Annotated in this window: 9 protein-coding genes; 3 read left to right on the top strand and 6 right to left on the bottom strand. The window is 52.1% G+C overall.

Features of this window, described 5'->3' with window-relative positions; all coding sequences use genetic code 11:
- Nucleotides 1-369: 369 nt before the first annotated feature.
- On the top strand, nt 370-1,671 hold the full coding sequence (locus C1N64_RS13940) for a D-amino acid dehydrogenase (protein WP_006119433.1): 1,302 nt from the start codon (nt 370-372) through the stop codon (nt 1,669-1,671).
- 19 nt (nt 1,672-1,690) lie between these two features.
- On the top strand, nt 1,691-2,761 hold the full coding sequence (gene dadX, locus C1N64_RS13935; RefSeq protein ID WP_367143952.1) for a catabolic alanine racemase DadX: 1,071 nt from the start codon (nt 1,691-1,693) through the stop codon (nt 2,759-2,761).
- Here dadX and C1N64_RS13930 read toward each other — a convergent pair.
- From C1N64_RS13930 to yeaG, 6 genes are all read right to left on the bottom strand, one after another.
- Nucleotides 2,754-3,947 (bottom strand): multidrug effflux MFS transporter, encoded by a 1,194-nt coding sequence (locus C1N64_RS13930; protein WP_033741891.1) that lies wholly within the window; start codon nt 3,945-3,947, stop codon nt 2,754-2,756. The genes dadX and C1N64_RS13930 overlap by 8 nt on opposite strands.
- A 121-nt stretch (nt 3,948-4,068) precedes the next feature.
- Nucleotides 4,069-5,535: an undecaprenyl-phosphate galactose phosphotransferase WbaP gene (gene wbaP / locus C1N64_RS13925; protein ID WP_033741889.1), complete on the bottom strand. Its 1,467-nt coding sequence runs from the start codon at nt 5,533-5,535 to the stop codon at nt 4,069-4,071.
- 379 nt (nt 5,536-5,914) lie between these two features.
- Nucleotides 5,915-6,148 carry a DUF1480 family protein gene (locus C1N64_RS13920; RefSeq protein WP_033741887.1) on the bottom strand — a complete coding sequence of 78 codons (234 nt, stop codon included), beginning with the start codon at nt 6,146-6,148 and terminating at the stop codon, nt 5,915-5,917.
- 77 nt (nt 6,149-6,225) lie between these two features.
- Entirely contained in the window at nt 6,226-7,953 is a 1,728-nt protein-coding gene (locus C1N64_RS13915; RefSeq protein ID WP_033741886.1) for a potassium/proton antiporter, read from the bottom strand.
- A 248-nt stretch (nt 7,954-8,201) separates the two neighbouring features.
- The gene (locus C1N64_RS13910; protein WP_006119424.1) at nt 8,202-9,476 is read right to left on the bottom strand and encodes a YeaH/YhbH family protein; all 1,275 of its coding nucleotides are present in this window, start codon (nt 9,474-9,476) and stop codon (nt 8,202-8,204) included.
- A 93-nt stretch (nt 9,477-9,569) separates the two neighbouring features.
- Nucleotides 9,570-11,504: a protein kinase YeaG gene (gene yeaG, locus C1N64_RS13905; RefSeq protein WP_006119423.1), complete on the bottom strand. Its 1,935-nt coding sequence runs from the start codon at nt 11,502-11,504 to the stop codon at nt 9,570-9,572.
- 422 nt (nt 11,505-11,926) lie between these two features.
- On the opposite strand from yeaG, the gene C1N64_RS13900 reads away from it, so the two are divergent.
- Entirely contained in the window at nt 11,927-12,676 is a 750-nt protein-coding gene (locus C1N64_RS13900; RefSeq protein ID WP_006119421.1) for a MipA/OmpV family protein, read from the top strand.
- Nucleotides 12,677-12,690 lie beyond the last annotated feature (14 nt).

Raw genomic sequence — 12,690 nt, 5'->3', positions numbered from 1 at the left:
TCCGGGAACTCAAACGAATTCTTTGGCAGAAAAATCATTTCAGGTTTACCGCGCTGGGATTAAATAGCTCCACACACTGAATAGCTGTCACTTTTCAGCATTAAATGCTGACTTTTTTCAGAGGGGGAGATTATGAAGGATTCTCCTGTGAAAGGCATAATTAACCAGAACTGGTGTCATTTATGCCTGATTTTTTAATAAAGGACGCATAATTCTCTGAATTTGAGGGCGTGAAATGATTTTAGTTACCTGTAGGCGCAAAAAGAGGTGAAATGGATGGATTGTGTAAAGGATGTTTCCACTTTGTGATCACTCTGAATGTTAACCGGTGAGTAGTGGATTATGCTTTTTATTTTCGCGGGGGGACTTATGCACGTAGTTATTCTTGGTAGTGGCGTTGTGGGCGTAACCAGCGCGTGGTATCTGGCGCGCGCCGGCCATCAGGTCACCGTGATCGATCGTCAGCCTCAACCCGCCATGGAAACCAGCGCGGCAAATGCCGGGCAGATCTCGCCAGGCTATGCGGCGCCCTGGGCTGCACCCGGTGTGCCGCTTAAGGCGATGAAATGGATGTTTCAGCGTCATGCGCCTCTGGCCATCCGGCTGGATGGCAGCCGCTTTCAGCTTGAGTGGATGTGGCATATGCTGCGTAACTGTGACATGCAGCACTACCAGCAGAATAAAAGTCGCATGGTCCGGCTTGCTGAATACAGCCGCGATTGCCTGAAGGCCCTCCGCGCCGAAACGGGCATTGCCTATGAAGGCCGACAGGGCGGCACGCTCCAGCTATTCCGTACGCAACAGCAATTCGAGAGCGCAAGCAAAGACATTGCCGTTCTGCGCGAGGCCGGCGTGCCCTATGAATTACTGGAGTCGCATCAGCTGGCCAGCGTTGAGCCTGCCCTTGCGGCGACGCAGCATAAACTTACCGGCGGTCTGCGATTACCAAATGATGAAACCGGCGACTGCCAGCTTTTTACCCAGCGCCTGGCCAAAATGGCCGAGGAAGCCGGTGTGGTCTTCCGCTTCAATACACCCATCGATCAGCTGCTGCGCGACGGTAACCGGATTTACGGTGTGAAGTGCGGCGATGAGGTGATTAAAGCCGACAGCTACGTCGTTGCGCTGGGCTCCTGGTCCACCGCGTTGATGAAAAATATTGTGGATATCCCGGTCTACCCTCTGAAAGGCTATTCCTTAACGATTCCGGTGACGAATGCCGATGCGGCACCCGTCTCCACCATCCTGGACGAAACCTACAAAGTGGCCGTCACACGTTTTGATAACCGTATTCGAGTCGGCGGTATGGCAGAAATTGTGGGTTTTAACACCAAACTGCCTGAAGCGCGTCGCGAAACGCTGGAGATGGTGGTTACAGATCTTTATCCTGAAGGGGGTGATGTCAGCCAGGCCAGTTTCTGGACAGGCCTGCGTCCTATGACGCCAGACGGTACGCCGGTTGTCGGGGCGACGCCGCTGTCCAATCTTTATCTGAATACCGGACACGGCACACTGGGCTGGACAATGGCCTGTGGCTCCGGTCAGTTACTGGCTGATGTCATTTCCGGCACGTCGCCAGCGATTGCATCGGACGATCTCACGGTCTTCCGTTATTTGCCTGGTTTTGCGGCCAGCCGATCACCGCTTCGTAACGTTAACGCTACACGTTAAGCCTTCAGGGAGAGGAAGTATGTCACGTCCAATTGTCGCAACCATCAATCAACAGGCGTTGCGACATAACCTGGCCATTGTGCGTCGTGCGGCCCCCGCATCACGTGTCTGGTCTGTGGTGAAAGCCAATGCCTACGGCCATGGCATTGCCCGCGTGTGGGAAAGTCTGTCCAGCACCGATGGCTTCGCGTTACTGAATATGGAAGAAGCCATTCTGCTGCGGGAGCAGGGGTGGAAGAAACCCATCCTGCTGCTTGAAGGCTTTTTTCACCCTGACGATCTGACCTTAATCGATCGTTACCGTCTGACGGCCAGCGTGCACAGCAACTGGCAGATTCATGCCCTGGCCAATGCGACGCTCTCGGCGCCTGTCGATATTTACCTGAAGATAAACAGCGGTATGAACCGACTGGGCTTTCGCCCTGAACAGGTAAATGGCATCTGGCATAAACTGCGTGCGCTGGAAAACGTCGGGGATATTACGTTGATGGCGCATTTCGCTGATGCCGAGAATCCCGACGGCATTGTAGCGCCGCTACAGCGAATCGCCGACGCCACCGAAGGGCTGGACAGCCCGGTCTCGCTGTCCAATTCGGCCTGTACGTTGTGGCATCCTGAGGCGCACCGGGACTGGGTGCGACCGGGGATCATTTTGTATGGTGCGTCACCCAGCGGTGACTGGCAGGACGTGGCCAGCAGTGGACTTCAGCCGGTGATGACCCTGTCCAGTGAAATCATTGGTGTGCAGCAACTTCAGGCCGGAGATGGCGTGGGTTATGGCTATCGCTACCGGGCATCCCAGCCGCAGCGAATAGGTGTTGTCGCCTGTGGCTATGCCGATGGTTATCCTCGCCATGCGCCCAACGGGACGCCGGTTTTTGTTGATGGCGTGCTGACGCAGGTCGTGGGTGCGGTGTCGATGGATATGATTACCGTTGATTTAACACCCTGCCCACAGGCGGGCATTGGTTCACCTGTCGAGCTGTGGGGAAACAATGTCAAAATCGATCAGGTAGCAAAAGCGGCCGGAACGGTAGGTTATGAGCTGATGTGTGCCCTGGCCCCACGCGTTCCGGTGAACGTTATTTAATCGCTGTAATCCGGCTGTGCATGTTTTTACTGCAGCGCCAGGCGAGGAACGCCAGCGCTGCACCCAGCAGCATCATCAACGCCAGCGACATTTTCTCTGCCAGTGGCAGGGCGACAATAAGCAAACTCCCCGCTGCACCGCCTGCCATCTGAATAAAACCCTGTAACGCCGATGCGACACCAGCCTGCTGTTGGTAAGGTTCCAGCGCATAGCTGGTGGCCGGGCCGACGGTGAAGGCCAGTCCGGCCACGGCCACGGCGACAGGGAACATATACAGCGCCCAGTGTGACTGCAGGCTGTCAGGCAGCAGTGTCATACCGGCCAGCAGCAGGCCAGCACCCAGTAGCATGGTCAGGCAACCCATCGCCAGGCAAAATGGCCTGCCCGCCTTACGAATCGCCTTGTTTACCACCACGCTCACCAGCATGATCCAAAAGCCATTCGCGCCAAAGGCAAAAGAGAATGCCAGAGGCGACAGGCCGCCCTCGGTCATCAGAATGTGGGGGGCCAGCGAAACATACGTCAGCACCATGCCCAGTGCGCCCGCATTCGCGAAGGCAAAGGCCAGAAAGCGCGGCTGACGTAAAATGGCGGCATACTGATTAACGGGAAGCCCTTTTACACGCAGCGTATCGGCCGGACGGGTTTCCGGCAGCCAGATAATGACCATCAGCATCACGACGGCGGCATAAGTACACAGGAACCAGAAGGGCGCGCGCCAGTCAAAGGCGCTGGCCAGCAGTCCACCCAGCAACGGTGCCAGTGCGGGCACGATATTCAGTGCGCCATTCAGAAAGCCATAAGCCCGGGCTGCATCATCACCACTTAACCGGTCACGTACGCCGCTGAACGCAACGACGGCACTACAACATACCGCACAGCCCTGTACGACGCGGGCCAGCAGGAACAGCGGGAAGGAGGTGGCGGTGGCCGCAATGGCGCTGCCCGCTATGTAGAGCGTCAGTCCCAGCAGCGCAATAGGTTTACGCCCATAGTTATCGACCAGCGGGCCGCTCACCAGCTGACCCAGTCCCATTATCAGCAGGAAAAGGGGGATCGTTGTTTGTATCAGCGTCACCGGTGTTGACAGACCTTCTGCGATCTGCGGCAGCGTGGGTAAATAGAGATCGATGCCTAAAGGCGCCAGGAGCACCAGGCTTAACAGCAACAGGGTATATTTTTGCATAGCAACCAGAGGGTAAACGTACGATAAAGCGAGGGAAGAGGGTAATGATTAATAAAGCAAAAGGAAAGCGAATCACCAGCGAAATGGCGATGCCTGTCTGAAACAGGCATCGCAGGCTAAATCAGTACGCGCCGTCGCGGCGTAATACCACACCGGCTGTTTTAAACAGGATGGCAATATCCGTCCACAGCGCCCAGTTTTTGACATACCAGGAATCAAAGTAGACACGGGTATCGTAGTCAATGTCGTTACGTCCGCTCACCTGCCACAGGCCGGTCATCCCGGGCTTCGCCATCAGATAGTAATCCACGTCGCCGGCATAACGTTCCAGTTCCGCTTCGATAACCGGACGTGGGCCGACCAGGCTCATTTCACCCCGAATCACGTTCCAGAGCTGAGGTAACTCATCCAGGCTGGTTTTGCGCAGGAAGCCCCCGATGCGGGTAATGCGCGGATCATTTTTCAGCTTGAAGTCTTTGTCCCATTCGCGACGCGCTTCTTCGCTGGTCGCCAACAGGTTTTCCAGCACCTCTTTGGAATTGGTGACCATCGAACGGAACTTCAGACATTTAAATTTCTTGCCATCCTGACCCACGCGCTCGTGACCATAAATGGCATTACCGCCATCACGCTTCACCATATAGCAAAGTAAGGCAAAAACCGGTGCCAGGAAGAGCAGCAGCAGCGAAGCTACCACAATATCAAATCCCCGTTTCAGGAAGCGTGACGAATGCTTCGCCAGGTTATTGCTGACGCGCAGAATCATCACTTCATGGCTGAAGATAAAGGACATGTCTGTGCCGTAAAGCGGTACACCGCGTAATGTTGGGATAACCGACACGGAACGGCAGTTCATTTTGGACAAGAATTTCAGCCAGCGGTCGCGCTCAGGCTGCTGTTCGTATTCCATTGCCACAATGAACTGCACATTGTCACGGTCGATGGTCTGCCAGTTAATATCGTTGGCGGAGATAACAGGCACACCATTAACGCTCTGCTGCAGCGGTGCGTCTTCAACGGAAATAAACGCCTGAACGTTATACCCGAGAATCTCCTCGCTTTGTAATGCGGCGTAAGCTTCGGTAGCGTTACGGCCCGAGCCAATGATGATGGTTTCTTTTTGCCATTGTCCGGCCCGGTTAATCGCGCTTTTCACGCCTGCACGCATTAACGGCAGCAACAGCAGGGCATAGCTCCAGCTGAACACCCAGACCATGCGGGAGAAGTCCCATTTGGAGAAGGCGATTAACGCCAGATCCAGCAGAGAGAACACGACGAGGGTTTTAACAATCTCTTTCAGTTCAAACCAAAAGGGTTTGCGGTAGGTATAGTGACGCAGGCGCATCCAGAACCAACCGGTGCAAAGCACCGACATAATAAACTGCGCAATAAAACGGTTCTCAATTTGATGGGGTGGAATAAAGGCATCAAGGTCGCCCCAAATTCCCTGCACGGTCGCGGCAGAGAGAAACAGCGCTAAATTCAGCGCAATGAGATCTGAAAAACTTAACGCAAGCTTTACAAGAATATTTTTACGAAGACCGCTCCACGAGCGAGTCGCATTGTTCATTACAATTGTACTTGCCATAAAACCTGCTCTCTTTAATGAAGTAAAAGATGGCCTGACCAGAATCAAGTACGCGTTCAGGGGTTAACGACTGAAAACCCGAAACCGGGACGTTTTCAGTTTGTTACAGTCATTAGAGCCATTAACGCTGCAAAAAACAGATTCTCTAAATGTGAGACAAATCACGTAAAAATGCAGCACTGGAGAAGAGTATGCAGGAGATGTTTGACAGAGTTAATACGGAATAATTCTTAAAAAGTCAGGGGATAATCGCGTGGGTTTTGTTTAAGTTATTGATATGCAGAATATTGTATCAGAGATAAGCGTGATGCACGGAGATATTCAGGTCCATTTTTAGGAATTACCGCCAAACGGGCTGACTGGCGGTAATCCTCCGGGCTTACGCGGGTTTTTTTAATACCCAACGGTCTTGTTGTTTATCGTAATGACCGATCGCTAATATCACTTCTTTACCGTCGATCCAGGCCGGTACGCTGGTTTCCTGATCCCAGCCGTCAAGCTGATAACTCAGGCCGGGATTGGTGTGGCAGGGAATACTCACCGTCACCGGGTCTTCGCTGCTGAATTCCGCATCAACAATTTCATAGCGACCAATTTTAACCACGTGACTCATGGATAACTCCCGTTTTAACTGAATGTTATAAAAGCGTAGTGCAATTCAGCTAATTAAACCGCGCTATTTAAATAAGATTATTCTTTGTCTTCATTGGGGCGTACGCCAATTTTAACAATATGATTATCTTCTTTCTCCGCCACCGTCCATGTCAGTTGATTCCATTCTATCTGGTCACCGACCACAGGTGCCCCGCCTAACATACTCATCATCAACTGACCCAGCGACTGTTGCGCGTTCGTATCTTCGTCGAGTTCAAGGCCATAAATCTGCGCGACATCATGAAGTCGCGCGTCGGCATCCAGAATAAAGTCGCCGAAGAAACGTTGATCCAGCGAGACAGGCGGCGACTGACTGAACATTTTGCCCAGCGCAGGCAGATCGCGCTCACGGCCAATCACACAAATCACGTCATTCTCTTTTAAACGCGTTGCGCCGTTGGGGTGCATTAACACGTTATCCCGAAACAGTGCGGCGATACGGGTTTCGCGTGGCATCTGTAAATCCCGCAGCGCCGCGCCCACGCACCATTTGTCGGCGCTGAGCTGATAGACGAACTGCTCCCACGGATTCTCCGGATGAATATCCAGCCCGATACGGCTAATCGGAGAGGCGGTAGGCGGAACCACCACTTTGGCTTTCTTCGCCGCAAAGCCCAGCGAGGTGCCCTGTAGCATCAGGGAAACCAGCACCACGAAAAACGCAATATTAAAATAGAGCGAGGCATTCTCCAGGCCGGCCATCATCGGGAAGACGGCCAGGATAATCGGCACTGCTCCGCGCAGACCGACCCAGCTGATAAAGATACGCTCCCGCGCCGTGAAGCCACGGAACGGTAACAGGCCGATAAACACCGACAGCGGACGTGCCACCAGAATTAACCACAGGGACAGAATCATCGCCGGAACAGCGATATGCCAGAGGTCGGAAGGCGTGACTAACAATCCCAGTACGATAAACATGCCGATCTGGCTGAGCCAGGCCATACCGTCAAAGGTCTGCAAAATGCCGAAACGGTTGCGGATAGGGCTGTTACCCAGTAAGAAGCCGCACAGATAGACGGCGAGGATGCCGCTGCCTTCCAGCACGGTGGTCAGCGCAAAGACCAGAATGCCGCCGCTCAGTGCCAGTAAGGGATACAGGCCGGGAGCCAGATTCATGCGGTTAATCAGTTGCTGCAGGGCCCAGCCACCGCCCAGACCGAGGACAATCCCCAGACCGAACTGCTGAATCAGATGCACCACGAACATCCAGTCCAGACCGGTTCGTCCCTGCTCAATCATTTCGATCAGCGTAATGGTCAGAAACACCGCCATCGGGTCGTTGCTGCCGGACTCAATTTCCAGCGTGGCACTGACACGTTCATTCAGACCTTTGTCACCGAGCAGGGAAAATACCGCAGCCGCGTCGGTGGAGCCGATAATCGCACCAATCAGGAAGCCCTGCATCATATCGAGCCTGAACAGCCAGGCCGCGACCATGCCAGTCAGGCCTGCCGTAATGATCACACCTACGGTTGCCAGTGATAAGGCCGGTCCGAGCGCCACCTTAAAGGAGCTGGCTTTGGTGCGCATGCCGCCGTCCAGCAGGATGATTGCCAGGGCAAGGTTAGAGATCAGGTAGGCCGCCGGATAGTTATCAAATGCGATGCCGCCAATACCGTCAATGCCGGCCAGCATGCCCAGCGCAAGAAAGATCACCAGGATAGGAATGCCTAATCGGGACGAAAAGGAACTGAGCAAGATACTCGACGCAACCAGCACGGACCCAATAATGAAAAGACTATAAACAATAGTGTGGTTCAAACGCGGTCTCCTGAGATACGGCAGCCAATGTCAACTAAGGTGTAGAAACATCCATGCTATGTCTGCAAGATAATGTTTTATCAATGAGTTGTCATTGTCATTTTGCAATTTATCTTAATTGCTAATGCCCTGGATAATCCCAGTTAACAAGGCTAATAGGGGAGTTAGATAGCTTGTAGCAGGCAAGGCCGCATTTTAAGAGGTTATAAATACAATAAAAAAAGCCGACTGGGCGTCGGCTTAGTGTCTCAGGCTTCCATTGCCTGTTTGTGAAACAGCTCACGAAACACAGGATAAATATCTTCGGGCTCCCGAATGTGCTGAATCGCAAAGTTGTCGAACATTGACTGCAGATGTTCGTATTCACGCCATAAGGTCTGATGCGCGCGACGTGTTATCTCGATGTAGGTGTAGTAACGCACCACCGGCAACAGGTTTTTTGCCAGAATCTCGTGGCAGAGCGGTGAATCATCTGCCCAGTTGTCACCATCCGACGCCTGCGCGGCGTAGATATTCCATTGCGCCGGATCGTAGCGCTCCTTCACAACCTCATCCATCAGTTTCAGTGCGCTGGAGACGATGGTGCCGCCGGTTTCCTGCGAATAGAAGAACTCCTGCTCATCGACCTCTTTGGCCTGAGTATGATGGCGGATGTAGACCACCTCGACGTTTTTATAAGTCCGGCTGAGGAACAGATAGAGCAAAATATAAAAGCGTTTTGCCATATCTTTCGTCGCCTGATCCATTGAGCCGGAGACATCCATCAGGCAAAACATGACCGCCTGGCTGGAAGGCTCGGGCCGCTTCTCGAAGTTTTTATAGCGCAGGTCAAAGGTGTCAATAAAGGGCACTCTGTCAATGCGCGCGCGCAGTTCGGCAATCTCCTTGCGCAGGCGTTCCTCTTCGAGTAACTGAGCGGGCTCTGACTTTTCTACTTCGCTGAGGGCATCCTCAAGCTCATGGAGCTGGCGGCGCTTACCTGCCGTCATCGCTGTACGTCGGGCCAGGGAATTTTGTAAAGAACGGACCACGCTGATGTTGGCGGGAACGCCATTCGAGGTAAAACCGGCACGGTGCGTTTTGTATTCATTCAACTGGCGGTGCTGATTTTTCCGCAGATTGGGCAGCGCCAGATCCTCAAACAGCAGATCCAGATATTCATCTTTGGAAATTTGAAAAACAAATTCATCCTCACCTTCACCATCCTGACTGGCATTTCCCTGACCTGAACCGCTACCGCCCCCGCCTTGTGGGCGTTCAACACGGTCATTTTGCACGAAGTGATCATTGCCTGGATGAACGCGATGACGTTGTCCACCCCGCCCCTGATGAAAAATGGGTTCATTGATATCATCTACGGGAATAGAGACGGATTCGCCACTGCTGACGTCGGTTACCGAGCGTTTGTTAATGGCCTCGGAAATCGACTGCTTAATCTGCGACTTGTAACGACGTAAGAAGCGCTGGCGATTAACCGCACTCTTGTTTTTACCGTTCAGTCGGCGATCGATAAAATAGGCCATGATGTTCCCCCAAACTACATTGCAAGCAGGCCGGGCTGACCCGACCTTAATATGACCGGTGCTGTCCCGCACCGGTTTGCTTACAGACTTTGATCAGGACGATTTACGCACGCGCAGATACCATTCACACAGCAGGCGAACCTGTTTGCGGGTATAGCCTTTTTCCATCATGCGATCGACAAAATCGTCGTGTTTCTTCTGCTCATCCGTAGAGGTTTTGGTGTTGAACGAGATAACCGGCAACAGCTCTTCGGTATTGGAGAACATCTTTTTCTCAATGACCGTACGGAGTTTTTCATAGCTGGTCCAGTTGGGATTTCTGCCATTATTATGCGCTCTTGCACGCAGCACAAAATTGACAATTTCATTACGGAAATCTTTAGGGTTACTAATCCCGGCAGGCTTCTCAATTTTCTCCAGCTCGGCATTCAGCGATTCACGGTCAAATAATTGTCCGGTATCCGGATCGCGATACTCCTGATCCTGAATCCAGAAATCCGCATAGGTTACATAACGGTCGAAAATATTCTGACCATATTCGGAATAGGATTCCAGATAAGCCGTTTGAATCTCTTTGCCAATAAACTCCGCATATTTAGGAATTAAATAGCCTTTGAGATGCTCAAGGTATTTTTCCGCCTGATCCTGTGGGAACTGCTCACGTTCAATCTGCTGTTCCAGCACATAGAACAGGTGCACCGGGTTGGCGGCAACTTCAGCATGGTCAAAGTTAAATACGCGTGACAGGATTTTAAAGGCGAAACGCGTTGACAGGCCATTCATGCCTTCGTCCACGCCCGCATAATCGTGGTACTCCTGCCAGGATTTCGCTTTCGGGTCGGTATCCTTCAGGCTTTCACCATCGTACACGCGCATTTTGGAGTAGATGCTCGAGTTATCGGGATCTTTCAGACGCGACAGGATAGAGAAGCGCGCCAGCGTCTCAAGCGTGCCAGGTGCACAAGGCGCAGTGGACAGCTCACTGTGATTCAGCAGCTTTTCATAAATCTTAATTTCCTCAGACACGCGCAGGCAGTAAGGCACTTTGACGATGTAAACACGGTCGAGGAAAGCCTCGTTGTTTTTATTGTTGCGGAAGGTCACCCATTCGGATTCGTTTGAGTGCGCCAGGATGATGCCGTTAAACGGCAGGGCTGAAATCCCTTCCGTACCGTTGTAGTTTCCTTCCTGCGTGGCAGTAAGCAGGGGGTGCAGAACCTTGATCGGCGCTTTAAACATCTCAACGAATTCCATGATGCCCTGGTTGGCCCGGCACAGTGCGCCAGAGTAACCGTAGGCATCAGGATCGTTTTGCGCGTGGTTTTCAAGTTTGCGAATGTCGACCTTACCGACCAACGCAGAGATATCCTGGTTGTTCTCATCGCCCGGCTCTGTCTTGGCGATGGCTAACTGCTCAAGAATCGATGGCCAGACTTTAACGACTTTAAAGCGTGTAATGTCCCCGCCAAAGTCATGCAGACGTTTGGCGGCCCAGGGCGACATAATGGTGCCAAGGTAGCGACGCGGTACGCCGTACTCTTTTTCCAGAATGTTAGCGTCTTCCTGCGGGTTGAACAGGCACAGCGGATGGTCGTTGACCGGACTGCGTTCGCCGTCGGCGCTGAGCACGTAGATAGGGACGCGTTGCATCAGGGATTTCAGGCGCTCAGCCAGGGAGGACTTACCGCCACCCACCGGACCCAGTAAATAGAGAATCTGCTTCTTCTCTTCAAGGCCTTGCGCTGCGTGTTTCAAATAGGACACGATCTGCTCAATCGCTTCCTCCATACCGTAAAACTCTTCGAACGCTGGGTAACGTCCCATAACCCGGTTAGAAAAGATTCTGGAAAGGCGTGGCTCCTGGGCAGTGTCGACCATTACTGGCTCACCAATAGCCATTAAGAGTCGCTCTGCTGCGTTGGCGTATGCACTGCGATCCTGTTTACAGATAGTCAGAAATTCCTGCAGTGTGAACTCTTCGTCCTTGGCAGCTTCATAACGCTGACGATAGTGATCGAATATATTCATAGCGATGCCCGTCCTTTCGTTTTTAGCACAGGTAAAGGAGCAATAATCAGTGCTCGTACAGCTCCCGGAAGATATTAATCTGTTTACTACAGCAACCCTTATGCCAACCTGATCGTTCTTATCGGGATACACAACTTTTATGGTTACTTGGTAAGTACAAAAACTCGGGTATTAAGTTTAACTGTAGAAGGCATTCTGGAAATTTCATCATAGATTTTTGATTAGTGAGCCACATATCAATAACAAAATCATTTTGTTGCGAAACGTTTTTCCTCAGTTAACCCCCGTTCTGTGATGCCTTCAACCCGGTTATGCCACATTCTGCGGCAAACGCGGTAGATGATTTTGATATAAGGTTAATTCAGTCTGTAAAAAGCGTTAGACTCTATGTGTGATTGTTATATTTATGGAATGAATAAATTGTGAACCAATTCAAACTTAACGTGCTTATTGCACTTATCCCTTGTTATTTTCTGGGCCAGTCAGTACAAGCCGCACCTTTATCACTCGGTGCATCAGTGATTTATGCGCAGTCACCTTATCGCGGTGGACAGGACCGCTATTTGCCTGTTCCCATCATCAATTACGAAGGGGAAAAATTCTGGTTTAACACCCTGCAGGGTGGCTATTACGTGTGGAAAGACCCACAGGATCAGCTCTCTCTGTCGCTGTTGGGTTCGCCGCAGCAATACGACCCGGATGACAACGATCTGGGGGATATGAAGGGGCTGGATAAGCGCCGAATGACGTTGATGGGCGGGGTGACTTACCGGCACACGGATGACTGGGGCATCATACGGACCTCATTGTTAGGCGATGTGCTTAACAACAGCAACGGTATCGTCTGGGATTTGACCTATCTTTACCGTTTCAGCTTTGGCGACTTTACCTTTACGCCGGGAATTGGTGCATTGTGGAACAGCGCGAATCAAAACCGCTACTACTATGGCGTATCGGGTAACGAAAGCGATCGGACCGGAATTCGTCGTTATCATCCGGATGACAGCTGGTCGCCTTATGTGGAAATGAACGCCAGCTACAGCATTACCCCGCAGTGGAATGCCAGTCTTTCAGGGCGTTACACCCGCTTTGCCAGCGAAATCAAAGACAGTCCGATGGTTGATAAAAGCGGACAGTTTACGGTCTGGACAGGCGTCAGCTATACCTTCTGATGCGGTGCACCCCG

The organism is Pantoea sp. SGAir0215, from assembly GCF_043543215.1.
Note: the sequence above shows the minus strand (reverse complement) of the source record. Positions and strands in the feature narration are given on the sequence as shown.

What these genes read in the sequence shown, in the direction of transcription:
- wbaP (WP_033741889.1), bottom strand. Translation starts at nt 5,535, where the DNA reads ATGGCAAGTACAATTGTAATGAACAATGCGACTCGCTCGTGGAGCGGT.
- C1N64_RS13920 (WP_033741887.1), bottom strand. Translation starts at nt 6,148, where the DNA reads ATGAGTCACGTGGTTAAAATTGGTCGCTATGAAATTGTTGATGCGGAA.
- C1N64_RS13930 (WP_033741891.1), bottom strand. Translation starts at nt 3,947, where the DNA reads ATGCAAAAATATACCCTGTTGCTGTTAAGCCTGGTGCTCCTGGCGCCT.
- C1N64_RS13910 (WP_006119424.1), bottom strand. Translation starts at nt 9,476, where the DNA reads ATGGCCTATTTTATCGATCGCCGACTGAACGGTAAAAACAAGAGTGCG.
- yeaG (WP_006119423.1), bottom strand. Translation starts at nt 11,504, where the DNA reads ATGAATATATTCGATCACTATCGTCAGCGTTATGAAGCTGCCAAGGAC.
- dadX (WP_367143952.1), top strand. Translation starts at nt 1,691, where the DNA reads ATGTCACGTCCAATTGTCGCAACCATCAATCAACAGGCGTTGCGACAT.
- C1N64_RS13940 (WP_006119433.1), top strand. Translation starts at nt 370, where the DNA reads ATGCACGTAGTTATTCTTGGTAGTGGCGTTGTGGGCGTAACCAGCGCG.